The sequence below is a fragment of the Croceicoccus gelatinilyticus genome (assembly GCF_018398395.1).
GTDB lineage: Bacteria > Pseudomonadota > Alphaproteobacteria > Sphingomonadales > Sphingomonadaceae > Croceicoccus > Croceicoccus gelatinilyticus.
The window spans coordinates 20,881-35,999 of record NZ_JAHCBF010000010.1; the positions used below are offsets into that span (position 1 = coordinate 20,881).

At 60.4% G+C, this 15,119-nt stretch carries 15 protein-coding genes; 14 read left to right on the forward strand and 1 reads right to left on the reverse strand.

Annotated elements, in window-relative coordinates; translation table 11 throughout:
- Positions 1 to 119 precede the first annotated feature (119 nt).
- Together KIH45_RS16400 and KIH45_RS16405 are read left to right on the forward strand one after the other, a co-directional pair.
- Positions 120 to 3,164, forward strand: coding sequence for an MASE1 domain-containing protein (locus KIH45_RS16400; protein ID WP_213177076.1), 3,045 nt, complete (start codon positions 120 to 122; stop codon positions 3,162 to 3,164).
- Positions 3,165 to 3,166: 2 nt separating this feature from the next.
- Positions 3,167 to 3,577: a response regulator transcription factor gene (locus KIH45_RS16405; protein WP_213177077.1), complete on the forward strand. Its 411-nt coding sequence runs from the start codon at positions 3,167 to 3,169 to the stop codon at positions 3,575 to 3,577.
- Positions 3,578 to 3,703: 126 nt separating this feature from the next.
- Here the strand turns inward: KIH45_RS16405 and KIH45_RS16410 are convergent, their stop codons facing one another.
- Positions 3,704 to 4,543, reverse strand: a complete 840-nt coding sequence (locus KIH45_RS16410; protein ID WP_213177078.1) for a flagellin N-terminal helical domain-containing protein — start codon at positions 4,541 to 4,543, stop codon at positions 3,704 to 3,706.
- Between the two features lie 231 nt (positions 4,544 to 4,774).
- On the opposite strand from KIH45_RS16410, the gene KIH45_RS16415 reads away from it, so the two are divergent.
- Genes KIH45_RS16415 through KIH45_RS16470 form a run of 12 tightly spaced genes read left to right on the forward strand, consistent with a single transcriptional unit; the run spans position 4,775 to position 15,105 of the window.
- A complete protein-coding gene (locus KIH45_RS16415) occupies positions 4,775 to 6,079 on the forward strand; it encodes a sigma-54 interaction domain-containing protein (RefSeq protein ID WP_225900006.1) in 1,305 nt (434 codons plus the stop codon).
- Positions 6,067 to 6,432, forward strand: coding sequence for a flagellar hook-basal body complex protein FliE (gene fliE, locus KIH45_RS16420; protein ID WP_213177079.1), 366 nt, complete (start codon positions 6,067 to 6,069; stop codon positions 6,430 to 6,432). The genes KIH45_RS16415 and fliE overlap by 13 nt, the downstream gene beginning before the upstream one ends.
- 3 nt (positions 6,433 to 6,435) lie before the next feature.
- Entirely contained in the window at positions 6,436 to 8,109 is a 1,674-nt protein-coding gene (gene fliF / locus KIH45_RS16425; protein ID WP_213177080.1) for a flagellar basal-body MS-ring/collar protein FliF, read from the forward strand.
- Positions 8,109 to 9,125: a flagellar motor switch protein FliG gene (locus KIH45_RS16430; RefSeq protein WP_213177081.1), complete on the forward strand. Its 1,017-nt coding sequence runs from the start codon at positions 8,109 to 8,111 to the stop codon at positions 9,123 to 9,125. The genes fliF and KIH45_RS16430 overlap by 1 nt, the downstream gene beginning before the upstream one ends.
- On the forward strand, positions 9,109 to 9,717 hold the full coding sequence (locus KIH45_RS16435; protein WP_213177082.1) for a FliH/SctL family protein: 609 nt from the start codon (positions 9,109 to 9,111) through the stop codon (positions 9,715 to 9,717). The genes KIH45_RS16430 and KIH45_RS16435 overlap by 17 nt, the downstream gene beginning before the upstream one ends.
- Positions 9,711 to 11,033, forward strand: coding sequence for a FliI/YscN family ATPase (locus KIH45_RS16440; protein ID WP_213177083.1), 1,323 nt, complete (start codon positions 9,711 to 9,713; stop codon positions 11,031 to 11,033). The genes KIH45_RS16435 and KIH45_RS16440 overlap by 7 nt, the downstream gene beginning before the upstream one ends.
- Before the next feature lie 2 nt (positions 11,034 to 11,035).
- Positions 11,036 to 11,455, forward strand: coding sequence for a hypothetical protein (locus KIH45_RS16445; RefSeq protein ID WP_213177084.1), 420 nt, complete (start codon positions 11,036 to 11,038; stop codon positions 11,453 to 11,455).
- A 39-nt stretch (positions 11,456 to 11,494) separates the two neighbouring features.
- The gene (locus tag KIH45_RS16450; RefSeq protein ID WP_213177085.1) at positions 11,495 to 12,922 is read left to right on the forward strand and encodes a hypothetical protein; all 1,428 of its coding nucleotides are present in this window, start codon (positions 11,495 to 11,497) and stop codon (positions 12,920 to 12,922) included.
- A 43-nt stretch (positions 12,923 to 12,965) separates the two neighbouring features.
- The gene (locus KIH45_RS16455) at positions 12,966 to 13,529 is read left to right on the forward strand and encodes a flagellar basal body-associated FliL family protein (RefSeq protein ID WP_213177086.1); all 564 of its coding nucleotides are present in this window, start codon (positions 12,966 to 12,968) and stop codon (positions 13,527 to 13,529) included.
- A gap of 4 nt (positions 13,530 to 13,533) precedes the next feature.
- On the forward strand, positions 13,534 to 14,427 hold the full coding sequence (locus tag KIH45_RS16460) for a FliM/FliN family flagellar motor switch protein (RefSeq protein WP_213177087.1): 894 nt from the start codon (positions 13,534 to 13,536) through the stop codon (positions 14,425 to 14,427).
- A gap of 25 nt (positions 14,428 to 14,452) precedes the next feature.
- Positions 14,453 to 14,740 carry a flagellar motor switch protein FliN gene (gene fliN, locus KIH45_RS16465; protein ID WP_213177088.1) on the forward strand — a complete coding sequence of 96 codons (288 nt, stop codon included), beginning with the start codon at positions 14,453 to 14,455 and terminating at the stop codon, positions 14,738 to 14,740.
- Positions 14,741 to 14,745: 5 nt separating this feature from the next.
- Positions 14,746 to 15,105, forward strand: a complete 360-nt coding sequence (locus KIH45_RS16470) for a flagellar biosynthetic protein FliO (RefSeq protein WP_213177089.1) — start codon at positions 14,746 to 14,748, stop codon at positions 15,103 to 15,105.
- Positions 15,106 to 15,119: the final 14 nt, after the last annotated feature.

Below are 15,119 nucleotides of genomic sequence, written 5' to 3' on the forward strand. Positions count from 1 at the left end.
GACTATCCTCAAAATTTGGATGCGGGTAATTTGCATCCTACAATTTACAAGCGCCCTGCTCTCTTCGATTGGAAGCGTCGAGAGCCGGGCGTTTGCTTGGACTTTGAGGACGGACATCAATGCAGTTTGAACTTCCGCTGGTGCGCAGGCTTGCGCTCGTTGCGTTGGTTTCGGTTTGCTTCGGCGCTTTGGCCTACCTTGGCATTACGCTGACGAGGGACACCGGAAGGATTGCTGCGGTCTGGCTGCCCAATGCCGTCCTCCTCTTCGCGATGTTCAAGAGCGGCAAGCATACGTGGCCGCTGCTTTTTGCCGGGGCATTTGCGGCGAACATCGCGGTGAACCTTTTCGTAGGCGACGCCCTCCCTGTCGCTGCCGGTCTTGCGATATGTAACACGATCGAAGTCATGGTGGCTTTGCGGGTGCTCATGGCCTTCGGGACCGAGCGACCTAGCTTCATGCGATTTGAGGAGCTCTGGTCCTTCGTCATTGCGGCTCTTGCCGGAGCTGCCAGCGCCGCAATCGTCGCAAGCATTGCCCTGCATTTCCTGTCTGGCGCCGAAATGTCGGATGTCCTGTGGAAGTGGCTGAGAGCTGACGTGCTTGGCCTGCTGGTTATCACCCCAGCCCTTGTGATCCTAGCCGACGCCTTTCGTCAGCGTGATCGTCTTACTCGTCACAAACTCGGCGAAGCCATTCTGGTAATCGGGTTCGGTTCGTCAGTCAGCCTCTACACGTTCTGGCAGAGCAGCTTTCCGCTTCTTTTCCTCGATGCACCGCTGGTGCTCCTCTACGCCTTCCGTCTCGGGGCGGTCGGTAACGCGATCGCAATCTTGAACCTCGCCCTTGTAGCCACCGTTGCGACTTCGCTCGGGCACGGGCCGATCAGCCTGGTGAAGGGAGATCTTCAGGAGAAGCTGATCGTTCTTCAGCTCTTCCTGGCTAGCAGTTTCGCCATGGGTCTGCCGGTCGCGGCGTTGCTGCGCGCGAAGCGGGCAGCGGAAGATCGCTTCCACAAGATCGCCAAGCTGTCACCCGTTGGCATCTTCAGCACGCATAGCGACGCTTCGATCCGTTTTGGTAACGATGTCTTCTGGTCCAAGATGGAAGGCGCAGGTTCCCTTCTCAACACGCCTGAATGGAAGATCCTGAGCGAGATGGAGCGCGGCGAAGAGATCGTAAAGGATGCAGTCGGCCGTACGCTGAAGATCAGGACGCAGAAGGTCTATAACGACAACGGCGAAGAGGAAGGCATCCTGGGGGCGGTCATCGACATCTCGGCGGAGATCAGCGCACAAAAGAAGCTTTCAGAGGCCAAGCGCCTCTTCGAGAATCTGACGGAAATGTCGCCCGCAGGCATCTTCCGCACAAGTGCGAGCGGTGAGTGTACCTACGTCAATCGTGCGTGGGAGAGGTTGGCAGGTATCAACGGCTTTTGTGCGATGGGCATGGGGTGGACCAAATGCCTCCATCCTGACGATGCAGAGCGCGTTGGCGCACTATGGAGCCGTGCCGTTGAAACTAGCTCGCCTTTCGAGGTCGAGTTCCGGTTTTTGCATGAGGACGGCACCGTCAAATGGGGCGCTGCACTTTCCCGACCGGAGATTCGGAACAACGGTGAAGTCGTGGGCTTTATCGGCGTTTGCCTCGATATCACCGATCGCAAGCAGAGCGAGGCCGAGTTGGTCGAAGCGAAGCGCGATGCCGACCGTGCTGCGATCTCGAAGAGCCAGTTCCTTGCGAACATGAGCCACGAGATCCGCACGCCGATGAACGGTGTATTGGGCTTTGCCGAGATGCTCTCGAAGGAGGACCTCACCCATGAGCAGCACAAGCAGGTGCAGATGATCGTGCAGTCGGGTTCGACGATGCAACAGCTCCTGAACGACATTCTCGATATTTCGAAGATGGAAGCAGGCAAGCTCGAGCTGGCCTACGAACCTATCGACGTGCGCAATCATGTCGAGGTTTGTGTCGAGGGCTTGCGTTCGCTGGCTGAAACGAAGGGCATTGCTCTTTCGGCGTCGATTGGTTCGATGGTGCCTCACTGCATCAAGAGCGATCCCTTGAGGTTCCGCCAGATCATCAGCAACATCGTTGGCAACGCGATCAAGTTCACCGAAGACGGCCATGTTTCGGTTAGTGTGAACCATGAGGCAGAAGATGGCTGTGATCGCCTCGTGGTGCGCGTAAGTGACACTGGTATCGGCATACCTGAAGACAAGCTCGAAGCGATCTTCGACTATTTCGACCAGGGCAGCGCGGGCGTGACCAACCGCTTCGGCGGCACAGGACTGGGGCTGGCGATCACGAAGAACCTGATCGAGAAATTCGGCGGATCGATCAACGTCCAGTCGACACAAGGATGCGGCTCGACCTTCTTTATCCGGATTCCCTTCGAGCACTGCTCTGTCCATGAGACCGTTGTCCCCAAGGCCGCGCCGATCCCGAACGAAGATCTGGTTGGTGCGCGTGACGTGCGCATCCTCGTGGCGGAGGACAACGAGATCAATGTGCGATTGGTCAGGATGATGCTTGAAAAGCTTGGCCTTGAGGCTGAGTACGCCTCGAACGGGCAGGTCGCTATAGATATGGCGGAAACCGCTCGTGACGAGGGCAAGCCGTTCGGCCTAGTATTCATGGATGTCCGGATGCCGGTCATGGACGGGCTCGAAGCGACCCGGATGCTGCGCCAGAAGGGCTTCACGAAGGCACAGCTGCCTGTTTTCGCGCTGACGGCGAACTCCTTTGCCGAAGATGTCGAGGCTTGCCTCGAAGCTGGCATGCAGGGCCATCTTGCAAAGCCGCTCTCCTTTGACCGCCTGCTCGATACTCTCGCCCGTTTCGACAAGCCTTCGGAGAAAAAGGCGACATCCACAGGTGGCCAACCCATGCCAGATCACCTCAAGGTCCAGTTCAAAGCCCAGAAGGATCGCGCAATCGACGCGCTGGGACGATGGGTCCACGGAGAGCAGCTTGTGCCCCCGTCGGATCTGGAAACGGACCTTCACCAGTTGGCAGGTACTGCTGGCTATTTCGGTGAGAGCGATTTCGGTGAGAATTGCAGGACGTGCGAGAGCATCATCCGCACGGGCGATTACCTCGAAGCCAAGCGGCGTGCCGTTGAGATGTTTGGCGAATCAATTTCGGCCGTGGAAGCCTGATAGTGGGGCGCATCATCCTCGCCGAGGACGATCCTATCCTCGGAGAGATCGTCAAGGACCGCCTGTTTGACGCTGGCCATGCTGTCGGATGGCTCTGCGACGGTGAGGCGGCCTTGGCCGCCATGCACTTCAGGGCCCCTCACCTCGCCATCCTCGATCAGCGAATGCCGAAGAAGTCCGGTATCGAGGTCCTGCAGGAGATGAGGCTCGACCCTGACCTTTCGATGGTTCCTGTCATGATGCTCACGCTCGTCAATGGCGAGCAGGACCAACGGATTGCCTTCTACGAGGGTGCGGATGAGTATGTGACGAAACCAGCTGACTTGGAGCGCTTGGTATTTCTGGCCGAAGATCTCATCGGCAGGCGCATCACGAGGATCAGCGGTCTCGATTCATTCAAGCTCGTAGCCTGACCGGTTCAGGCTCGGGCCTTGGTTCCAGATAACCATTGTACGCAAAAGAAAAGGCCCGGCGGAATGAACCGCCGGGCCTTGGACAACCGTTCTCTCGGGGGGAGTGAGGGAACGGCCCCCTCATTCTTAGCGCAGCAGCGACAGGACGCCCTGTGCCGACTGGTTCGCCTGCGACAGCATCGCGGTCGAAGCCTGCGACAGGATCTGGCCCTTGGCGAGAGCGGTCGATTCAGCCGAGTAGTCGGTGTCTTCGATGCGCGAACGTGCGTCCGACAGGTTGGTCGCGTTGACGCCGAGGTTGTTCACGACGCTTTCGAGACGGTTCTGGGTAGCACCCATGTTCGCACGGGTCGTCGAGATCGTTGCGATCGCTGCGTCGAAGGTTGCAAGCTCGCTGCCGTCGCCGGCAAGTGCGGTCACGTTGACGGCTGCAGCGGCGGTGATCGTCGCATCAGCAGTGAGGTCGGTCGTGAGGTCGAGAACGACGACGTCGGTTGCGTTTGCGCCGGCCTGGATGCTGACGTTGCCGTCGGCAGCTGCGCCTGCGGTTGCGTCGAACAGGTTCTGGCCGTTGAACTGCGTGTTTGCGAGGACGTCGCCGATCTGGGTCGTCAGCGCGGTCATCTCGGCCTGGATGTTGGTCAGGTCACCGCCCGAGTACGAGCCGTTCGAGGCCTGTACGGTCAGTTCGCGCTGGCGCTGCAGCATGTTGGTGACTTCGTTGAGCGCACCTTCAGCGGTCTGGGCCATCGAGATGCCGTCGTTGGCGTTGCGGATGCCCTGGTTCATGCCGCGGATCTGCGAAGTCATGCTCGTGGCGATCGCGAGGCCGGCTGCGTCGTCCTTGGCGCTGTTGATGCGCTTGCCGGTCGAGAGGCGTTCCATGGCAGTGCCGAGCTGGCGGTTGGCGCTGATGCTGGCGTTCGATGCCTTGAGTGCGCCGATGTTGGTGTTGATAACGGACATTCGAGAAACTCCTGGTATGATCTTTGAGGTCAGGCCAAGCGCATAAGGATGCTCAGCTGCCAGGAGCTAAAGCGGCCGCTTTCAGCCAGCTTTAAGGGGCGCCCTCAAAAAAATTTTTCGGATGGGAAGCGGAAAGCTCCCCAATGATACGAAAGTTTGAGGATGGGTCTTTGTTTTGCTGCAGGTGCATCCTAAAACCAGAACCGGACACTCATTCAAAGGGGGGAACCTTTGTTACCGGTTCACTTTACCCAGGCTGCGCTGGCCAATCATGGCGCGCTAATTCAGCGAATTTCCTCGATTATCTCGATCACGCTGGATGGCCAGAACGTTTTCGTTCGCTGCGCTGGCGAAGACGCATCTCCTCCGCCCAAGTGCCATTGCGTTGAGCTCGAAAGCGGCGACGCCGATGCTCTTGTTCGCATTGGCGGCAAACAGACCCTGGTCCGTTATTCGGATCCCAACAGCGAAGTTGCCCTCGCAACTGCGATGTGTGCGCTGACCGGTCCGAACGATCCGATTGCTGGCGATCCCGACAGCCTTGCGGTCTTCGCCCTCGCCCAGCGCCTTGCCAGCAAGGACATTCAGGTCCTGATCAATGGGCCGACTGGCACCGGGAAGGAAGTGCTGAGCCGCTTCATTCATTCGCGCAGCGGACGCGCAGACAAGCCGTTCATCGCGGTGAACTGTGCTGCCATGCCTGAAACGATGCTCGAGGCCATGCTTTTCGGTCACCAGAAGGGGGCATTTACAGGAGCCAATGCTGCCAGCGAGGGCTTCATCCGCGCTGCAGACGGCGGCACGCTGCTGCTCGACGAGGTTTCCGAAATGCCGCTCCCGCTGCAGGCGAAGCTTCTGCGCGCCCTTCAGGAGCAGGAAGTCGTTCCGATCGGCTCGACAAAGCCCGTGAAGGTCGACGTTCGGATCATTGCAGCAGGCAATCGCGATCTGCCGCTGGAAGTGGCCGAAGGCCGCTTTCGTGAAGACCTCTACTACCGCCTGAACGTTTTCCCGCTGACGCTGGAGCCTCTTGCCGATCGGCCGCGGGATATTGCCCTGCTCGCCCAGGCGATGATCCTGCGTCATTCGCCCGAGATCGGTGAAGTTCCGGTTCTTGCTGCTGACGCGATCCGAGAGCTTCAAAACCATGATTGGCCGGGCAACGTGCGCGAGCTCGAAAACGTTCTGCGCCGCGCTCTCATTCTTTCGAATGGCAGCATGACGATTACCGCCGAGCACATCATGCATCATCGCGCTCCAGCTCGTGTGGAGCGTTCGTCAGAACGCCAGACCACGGGCCAGGTCATACCATTCAAGCAGTCGGGCGACCGTCAGCTCGATCTGTCCTCTGCAAAGAAGGAGATCGAGAAGCAGGCCATCATCAGCGCGCTGGCCAGCAATGACGGCAATCGGTCCCAGACTGCCAGAGACCTCAACATGTCGGAGCGCACATTGCGCTACCGCCTCAAGGATCTTCGCGATTCCGGGGTGGACGTCGATATTTATAGCAGCGGAGACGCTCAGTGTCGCCAGTAGGCAACGTAGGGACGCCGTCGAGCGTCCAGGATATTCTCAATTTGCGCAACCAGATCATCGCGCAGTCCCCTGCCCTCCAGCAGATCCATTCGCCTGAAGGCGCCGACCAGGTTCGCAAGGCGGCAGGTCCGGCCCAAGGCTTTGAGGATACGCTCCGCGGCCTGATGTCGTCGGTCAATGAGACCCAGCACAGGTCCGAGGCTGTGACCGATGCCTATCAGCGCGGTGAAATCACCGACGTCGCCAAGGTAATGCTTGCGCGACAGGAAAGTGGCATTGCGTTCGAAGCGACACTCCAGACCCGGAACAAGCTCCTGAATGCGTATCAGGAAATCATGAGGATGGGGGTCTGATAAATGGCTGAAGTCCTCCCTCCCGCAGCGGCTCCCCGAAGCGGCCTGTCAGTAGCCGCCCCGCTCTTTGATCGGGACGGCGGCCCCGTGCTGACGCGTATTCGGTCTTTCACTGCGCAAGAGCCGGTAAAAAAGCTCATGCCAGCCTTCGTCGCATTGGCGACGGTGGGTCTGGCTGCGCTCGCATGGGCGCAGCTTTCTCCTTCTCCCCAGAGAATGCTCTATTCCGACATCAACGATGCAGATCGGGCCTCTGTGACCCAGTTGCTCGATAGCCAGGGCATCAACTGGAATATCGATAATGCGACCGGCGTCCTGACGGTCGACGAGGAAGATTTCTACAAGGCCCGCATGCTGGCTGCGACGGATACATCCATCGGCGCACCGGAGAGCGGCCTCGACATGCTCGATTCCCTTCCGCTTGGTGCATCCAAGACAATGGAAGGCGAGCGGCTGCGCATTGCGCGTGAGCGCGAGCTCCAGATGACCATTGGTGAGATCGATGGTGTCGAATCCGTGCGCGTTCATCTGGCCGAAGCCGAGCGTTCGGCATTCGTTCGTGAGAACACCCCGCCGTCTGCTTCGGTCATGGTGCGTCTTGCGCGCGGACACCAGCTTTCGGATTCGCAAGTCCGTGCGGTCGTGAACCTGGTTGCAGCGTCGGTCCCCGGAATGTCGGTCGACGCCGTTCGTGTCGCTGACCAACAAGGCCGCCTACTGTCCGATCCGGTCCAGAAGCAGGATGATAGGCTCGACCTTCAGGCGCGCATCGAAGAAAAGCTTCGCGGGCAGTTGTCGCATCTCCTGACGCCGATGTTTGGCGCCGGTAATTTCACGACCGAGATCCAGGCAGAGCTGGACATGGACGAGGTCACTCGGGCGAGCGAGAGCTACGACAAGGATGGCGCTCTGCGCACCGAGAACGTCGTGAAGAGCCAGTCGACCAATTCGGGCAATGCGCAAGGCATCCCGGGCGCTGTTTCCAATACGCCTCCGCCGGCCGCGAATGCCGAAGAACGCGCGCCCGAAGGCGGCGAGACGCGGCAGGGCGGCGAAGGCGCAAATGAAAGCAGTGCCAGCCGCACGTATGAACTGGGACGTGAGGTTTCGGTCGCGAACACGACGCCGGGCGATCTTAAGCGCCTCTCGGTCGCGGTCGCAGTGAGCGATGCTGCCCTGAAAGGCGCGTCGGCTCAGGAACTCGAGAGCATCAAGGCCCTTATCAGTTCGGCTGTAGGTGTGAACGTCGATCGCGGCGACCAGGTCACGGTGATTGCCCGTTCTTTCGAGCCGGTCGAGCCGGTCGTGACAGCATTCTATGAAGAGCCGTGGTTTGCGCGCCTCCTTCGCATTGGTGGCGGCTTTCTCGTCGCATTGCTGATCGTCCTGTTCGGTCTCCGTCCGCTGCTGAAGAGCCTGCGCAAAAAGTCCGAGGATAATGGCAAGGACGAGGTCATTCACATCGAAGGCAAGGCTGCGCCGGTTGTCGAGGGCCCCAAAACGGAAGCTGAAAGCAAGGCTTTGCTCCTGATGGAGGAAGCCTCAAAGCGCGATGACCTCAACAAGAAGGTCGCGCTAGCTCGCGAGCTGATTGAAGAGAAGCCGGCGGATGCGCTCGCGGCCTTGCGCGAAATGCTGGGCGATAGTTCGACCAAACCGCAGCCGGAGGCAAGCTGATGAACGAGGCAATGGCGGCGTCTATCACGGACCCTGCGCTTCGCGCTGCCTTGATGGTCATGATCCTCGACGAAGGCCAAGCTGTCTCGATGCTGGCCAAGCTGGAGCCGGATGAGCTTGAGAAGCTCGGAAAGAGCATGTGTGCCCTTCAGGAAGTTGGGGGCCCCGATCTCGATGAGGCGCTTATCAATTTCATCGAGCGGATCGAAAAGTCACCGATTTCGACGCACGATAACGAAGGCAAGGTTCGAAGGCTCATGACCGTCGCCCATGGCGAGGTGAAAGCCGAGAACATCATGCAGCGTATTCGGCCCGACAAGGAGCGGACATCCCCGCTCCAGCTTATCCGCTGGCTCAATCCGGCATCGCTCGTGCCCCTTATCAAGGACGAAAACCCGCAGGCGATCGCTGTATTGATCGCATTCCTCGACCGGCAGGTAGGAGCGATGGTCCTGACTCAGTTGCCACGCGAACTGCAGGGCGAAGTGGTTCGCCGCATCGCATCGCTTGGTAAGGTTCGTGATGATGCGTTGGTGATCCTTGAAGAGGTGCTCGAACGCCGCATTACCGAACATCATGGCCAGTCCGTGCTGACTGCTGGTGGACCGCGCGAGGCAGCAGAGCTAATCAACAACGCCGATCGCGATACCGAAAGCCTCGTTATGCCGTCGGTCGAGACTTACAGCCCCGAACTGGCACAGCAGATCCGTGACGAGATGTTCACCTTCCGCGACATCCTCAAGCTGGATGTGCGCAACATGGGCATCCTGCTTCGCGATATCGAAAGCGAAATGCTTGTTGTCGCATTGAAGGCACTGACCGACGAGGAACTGGCTGTGTTCTTCGCTGCAATGTCTGATCGTGCGGCCGAAGGCTTGCGCGACGAGATGGAAGAGCGTCAGCGCGTGCGTCTCTCGGAGGTCGAGGAAGCACGCCGCCAGATCGTCATTATTGCGCGCCGCATGGTCGATGATGGCACGCTGGAGACCGGTACGAGCGATGACGAATATGCTTGAGGTGACGCGCTCGCGTAGCGGCTTCGCAGCCCTGCTCGGCGGTAGCTCCGGCTTTCGGGCCAATCCGGTCTATGGCGCTCGGCCCGAGGGTCCAGATCAATCCGAGCTTGCTGAGGCTGAGCGCAGAGCCGCAGAAGATCGCGCCTACCAGCGCGGCCTTGCTGACGGCCACAAGGATGCAGCGAGCCTGTCCAGCAAGCACCTCGAGGACGAACTCGCCGCCAGGGGCGTACTGGGTGAGAATTTTGCCCGGATCGAAGAACGTCTGGCGCTGGAGATGGCCGACAAGTTGCGGGAAGCCGCCGTCGCCCTGTGCTGCGAGACTTTGGCTCCGGCTGCCATGGATACGGACCTCCTCGAAAAGAGGATCGATAAGGCGATAGAGATGATCGGTCACGCCGAACGTCGCGTCCTCAAGGTCAATCCGGCGGATATTCCCTTCATTGCCGAGAGGCTGAAGAGCGAACTCCTTGTGGAAGCCGACGATGCGCTTTCCCGTGGCTCGCTCCGGATCGAGACGCCCGAGGGCGGCATCGAGGATGGCCCTGACACTTGGCGCAAGGCCATCGAGGAAGCCATTCGCTCGTGCTGAAAGCAGTCCTGCCCGGCTCTGATACCAATTCCCTGAACGTCTCCCCCGGTCCTGTCCGGTTCGGGTTTGTTGCAGCTTGCGACAACGGACTGCTCGAGGTGACCGGTCTTTCGGTTCCGGTGGGTTGCATCTGCCGGATCGCGCAGGACAACGGACACGTTCTGTCGGCTGAGGTGATCGGTTTTCGCAATGGCCGCACCTTGATGATGCTGCTTGGCGACAGTGCCCTCCTTTGCCCTGGATCGCGGGTCTATCCCGAAGGGCGGCCTGGCATGCTTCCGGTCGGCGAGAGCTTTCTTGGCCGCTCCGTAGATGGGGCGGGCCTGCCAATCGATGGCGGTCCCGCAATTCGCTGCGATGCCTATTGGCCGTCGGGCGGAGTTCGAACCGGTGCGCTCGATCGCAGCACTGTGACGATACCGTTCGATTGCGGCGTCAGGCCGATCAACGCCGTTACGACGCTTGGGGTCGGGCAGCGTGTCGGCATTATGGCCGGATCAGGCGTCGGCAAGTCGGTCCTGATCGACATGATCGCGCATGGGGCGAAAGCCGATATCGTCATTTTTGCCCTTATTGGCGAGCGTGCACGCGAAGTCTCCGGCTTCGTCGAGCGGCATATGCAGTCGGGGCGAGGTGCGAATGCAATTACCGTTGCAGTTCCCGCCGACCATGCGCCCAATCTTCGACTGCGCGGCGCCCAGCTTGCGATTTCGCTGGCCGAATATTTCCGGTGGCAGGGCAAGAGGGTGCTTCTGGTGATGGACAGCCTGACCCGCGTAGCGCACGCCGCTCGTGAAATCGGCTTACTGTTTGGCGAGCCGGGCTCTGCGCGTGGCTATCCGCCGTCCGCGCTTGCCGTGCTCAACAAGCTGGTGGAACGCGCCGGCAATAGCGCGGAAAGCGGTGGCTCGATCACGGGGATCTATACGGTCCTTGCCGATGGTGATGACGAGAACGATCCTGTCGTCGATACGGCTCGCGCAATCCTCGATGGCCACATCGTCCTGTCGAGAGACCTTGCCCAGCGCGGGCAGTATCCTGCGATTGACATTGGCGCCTCGCTCAGTCGCGTCATGTCGGACGTTGCCACCAAGGAGCACAACGCGAACGCGAGAAAGCTGCGAGCTCTTTGCGCAAGCTACGAGGCCAATCGGGATCTGGTCCTGATGGGGGCGTACCGTGCAGGAGCAGACCAGCAACTCGACCTGGCCATGGCCATGCAGCCTTCGATATCGGCCTTCCTCGGCCAATCCGTGGACGAGCGGGTCACTATGTCTGAGAGCATCGAGCAGCTTACTGGTCTCCTCGGAGCGTAAGCATGAAGGCCGACAAGAGGAAGCTGGAGCGCCTGAAACGGATTGAACGGGTACGTTCGATTTCCAAGCACGTCGCCGCGACCCAAGCGGCTGCTGCTGAGGGTACGCTTGGCCAGCTCCTCTCGCTACGTGATCGCACGCGCACGATTGCTGGTAGCTATGACCCGCAAGGTCTTTGCGTCCAGGGTGGTGATCTGCGGGTCCTCGGGAGCTTCCTTGGCGGGATGCACCGGCTCACCCAGCAGACAGAAGACGATATCGTCACTGCTCGCAGTGTCGCCGATGCGCGGCAGGCCGACCTTGTATCGGCCGAGAAGCGGCAATCAGTCGTGACAGACAAGATCGATGAAGTCGTTCGCGGGCTTCGCAAGGAAAAAGCCGAGCCGGCACCGCCGCGGCGCAAGAACTGGCACGGTTCTTGAAACTGACAGGGCGACATTCCGAATTGCGCGAGTTGCCCGATGAACCTTCTGCAGACCTCTACGACCACAGCCCCAGCCGCTGGCGGCATCGCATCGTCCAAATCCGGTATTGTGGGCGCCGATAGCGCGGAAACCCCCGAAGGCGGCGAGTTTTCCGAGCTGTTTGAGGCTCTCAGCATTGCGGTTGCCCCGATGCAGCTGACCGACGTAGTCGTGACAACAAAGGATGTGGCGGCAGCCCCAGTTACGGCAAGCGGCAAGAATTTGCCGCCCGTCTTGCCGCCTGTTGCCGCCGCCAACCCTGCAATTCCGGCGAAAACGCGTGATCTCTGGGCGGTTCTTGCCGAGAGCGGCAAACTTTTGCCGCCCACCTCCATCGCTGCCGCCGCGCCCATCAAGGCCGGACCCCAGAAACTGGAGCCCGCCCTTCTCCCCATTGGCACTGATCCGGTTCCGCTCGAGCTGCCCGAAGGTGTTGCCGTGAGGCTCAAGCCGAACGGGGCATCGATCAGCTTTCCTGCCGGCAACGAGGCTCTAAGCGATGGCGAGATCGCTTCGGTGGTCGAACGCGCCCTGAGCGCGGTGGTCGCGAAGGAAGGCATGACGCAAGGCCGAGCACGGCCTGCAGTGGTCGAGATGTCGGTTACGGTCCCGGTGGCCGAACAGCTCAAGGATTTCTCCCAGGTAAAGCCCGAGGCCGTGCCTGCTACGCCTGTCATCGAAGCAAAGCGGGTGGCTGGCGAGGCCAAGAGCCTGGCTAACCCGACCGGGTCGGAGGCTTCCGCATTGATTGCGGCTGATCGTACGAAGGAAGGTGTGCGCGAGACCGGTACGAAGTCGTCGCGGGTGGTTGATGGTTCGTATGAGAACCGTGCGTCCGACACTGCGACTGCTGCCCAGATGCGTCCTATCACGGGCACCCAGTCGGAAATGCATCTTCAGCTTACAGTGATCGCTCCGGCTGAGAACCGCGCCCCTGTGGCAGCGGCCCCTGCAGGGCATGTCCCGGCTGAAGGCGCAGGCATGACGAGTGTCGAGCGCATCGGTGAACTCGTGCAGGCGATCTCTCGCGCTCACGAGGAAAGTGGCCAGCCGGTCAAGACGACGGTGCAGCACGCAGAATTTGGTGTTCTCGCCGTTCGCCTGAGCCGTGAGGATCGCGGGCTGATGGCGCAGATCTCGAGCGCTGACGCCGGCTTTGCCCCGGCTGCTCATTCGGCTGTTCGCGCAATGGCGGAGCCGCAGGCCCAGACTTCGCGCGGGGATGAACAGGCTCGTCACCATTCCGGGGCGCAGGACCAGTCCTTCCAGTCCAATTCGCAGGCAAGCGGTTCGCAGGGCCAGGCAACTGGCCGCGGACCCTCTCGCGAGGAAATCATCAATTCGAGGGGGCCGCTCTCGTCGAACGACGCGGATGCCGATGCTGCCGCAACCAATCACGAGAGTAAGGGCGGCCGCTTCGCCTGAGCTTCCCTACCCCATCCATCCAATCGAGAAAGAATGACGAGACATGAGCAAGTCGGATAAAACCGAGAAGAAGTCCAAGGGCGCAAACAAGCTGATCCTGTTGCTCGGAGCAGTTGCGCTGCTCGGTGTCGGCGGTGCCGGCGCCTTTGCGGCGATGCAGATGGGCGTCGCCGATGCGCATGCCGAAGTGAACAACATGCCCAAGCTCATCCGCAAGGGCGAGGCTGATCCTTACAGCCCCGAAGGCGGCGAGATGGCGAGCGAAGTGTTTGGCGGCGGCGGCAGCGAATACCGCACGTCGTATTACAGCTTCGCTGACGACTTCACCTCGAACCTCAAGGAATCCAATGCGCTGGTTCAGCTCAGCCTTGCGGCCTCGACGCGCCGTGACGGCCGCGTTCTCCTGTGGCTGAAGCAGCATGAGCTTGCCATCAGGTCCGCAATCCTGACGCAGCTGGCCAATACGTCCGAGGACGACATGTTCTCGGTCGAAGGCAAGAAGGCTCTTCGCAAGCGTCTGACCGACGCGATCAATGAAGAGTTGGTCGAGCAGGAAGGGTTCGGCGGCGTCGACCAGGTCTACTTCCGCACTTTCATCGTGCAGTAAGACGATGGACCAGTCCTTCTCACTTGCTGGCGCGCGTCCCGTCGCCAAGCACTGCAGCGAACTGATCGGAACGCGCTCCAAGGAACCGGAACGCTTGTCGTGCCTCACTCTGGTTGGTCGCCGGTTGTCGGTGATCCTTCCGCAGTTGTTCGCGCCGGTCTGCGACGAGGTTCGATACGTTGTGCAGGCAGAGCCTGTCACAAAGGGCGACCCGGATGACGTGCTTGGAGATTTTGATGCGCCGATGTCGCACGTCGTGATCTCAGCCGGCCTTCATTCCGATGACCTCATGATCTCGATCGAGGCGCGGTCGGCCTATGAATTGCTGGACCGTGTCTTCGGCGGCGACGGGAAGGTCTCGGGCGAGTTGCCGGCCACCATGCCCGGGTCAGTCCAGACGATGCTCGGACGCATCGAGGACGTCATGATGTCGTCGATCGGCAAGGTGGCGCCCGATGACAGCCTCAACCAGTTCGCGAAGGGCCGCCGCAGCGACGATCTTGGGGTGCTGCGCGCCTTCAACGAGGAAGACATCGTCTATGTCCTCGCAGTCAAGATCGCGTGCGGTGACAATCATCCCTGGTCCGTCCGGATCGCAATGCGTCAGCAGGTCGTGGATCTTCTGAACGATGCGACGCCTCGCCTGCCTGCGCCCGGCAAGTCGGCCGATCTGACACCGGCAGACAAGCCCTTCTGCGACATCCCGCTCAAGCTCAAGGCCACCATTGTCGACATGCGCGTGCCGCTCAGCCGGCTTCAGGGACTGAAGGAAGGCGACGTCATTCCGGTCGCGCTCGCAAGGCAGGTTCCCCTCAGCGTGGGAGACAAGGTGATTGCCTTCGGCACCGTTGGCGAACTCGACGATCGGGTTGCCCTGCAGATCACCCGCGCATTCTGATTTTTCTCTCTCAAGGTACCAATCGATGACTGACCCGATGAATTTTCTCAAAGACGTGGACGTTCGGCTTTCGGCCGAACTGGGCGCTACGACAATGCCGCTGCAGGATGTCATGGATCTGCGCGAAGAAAGCGTCGTTCCCCTCGAGCGCCTGACAGACGAGCTGATCGATATTTCGGTCAATGGGCGCAGGATCGCGCGCGGCGAAGTGATCACGGAAAATGGCCGCTTCGCTATTCGCATCATGGAAATGGAAGGCCAGCAGGCTCGCCATAAGGCCACTGCAGAAGCAGTGGAAGCTCCTGGAGCCTGATCGCGATGATCGAGTACCTCCTGAAGCTGGCTATCATGATCCCCGTGATCTGCGGTCTGGCATGGGCGACTATCAGGGTCGCCAAGAAGCTGCAGAACGGCGTGGGCGGCAATGGTCAGGGCAAGTCGGCCCGGATCATTGAGACGACCATGCTCTCGCCGACCCTGAAACTCGCGGTGATCGAGTTTCATGGCCGCGAGATTCTCGTGTCCGCATCCCGTCATGGGCTGACCCGACTGGCGGAAGCCCCTGCCCGTGAGGTCGATACGACCGAGCGCGAGGCGTCGGATGACGAGGATGCGGCTGTGCAGCCTGCCAAGCCTAGCTTCAAATCGGTTCTCGAGAACATGCGGGGCGCGAAGTGATCCGCCGGGCCTGT

Coding starts and splice junctions, on each gene's coding strand:
- KIH45_RS16400 (WP_213177076.1), top strand. CDS start 120: ATGCAGTTTGAACTTCCGCTGGTGCGCAGGCTTGCGCTCGTTGCGTTG.
- KIH45_RS16410 (WP_213177078.1), bottom strand. CDS start 4,543: ATGTCCGTTATCAACACCAACATCGGCGCACTCAAGGCATCGAACGCC.
- fliF (WP_213177080.1), top strand. CDS start 6,436: ATGGCTGAAGTCCTCCCTCCCGCAGCGGCTCCCCGAAGCGGCCTGTCA.
- KIH45_RS16430 (WP_213177081.1), top strand. CDS start 8,109: ATGAACGAGGCAATGGCGGCGTCTATCACGGACCCTGCGCTTCGCGCT.
- KIH45_RS16435 (WP_213177082.1), top strand. CDS start 9,109: ATGACGAATATGCTTGAGGTGACGCGCTCGCGTAGCGGCTTCGCAGCC.
- KIH45_RS16445 (WP_213177084.1), top strand. CDS start 11,036: ATGAAGGCCGACAAGAGGAAGCTGGAGCGCCTGAAACGGATTGAACGG.
- KIH45_RS16450 (WP_213177085.1), top strand. CDS start 11,495: ATGAACCTTCTGCAGACCTCTACGACCACAGCCCCAGCCGCTGGCGGC.
- KIH45_RS16455 (WP_213177086.1), top strand. CDS start 12,966: ATGAGCAAGTCGGATAAAACCGAGAAGAAGTCCAAGGGCGCAAACAAG.
- KIH45_RS16460 (WP_213177087.1), top strand. CDS start 13,534: ATGGACCAGTCCTTCTCACTTGCTGGCGCGCGTCCCGTCGCCAAGCAC.
- fliN (WP_213177088.1), top strand. CDS start 14,453: ATGACTGACCCGATGAATTTTCTCAAAGACGTGGACGTTCGGCTTTCG.
- KIH45_RS16470 (WP_213177089.1), top strand. CDS start 14,746: ATGATCGAGTACCTCCTGAAGCTGGCTATCATGATCCCCGTGATCTGC.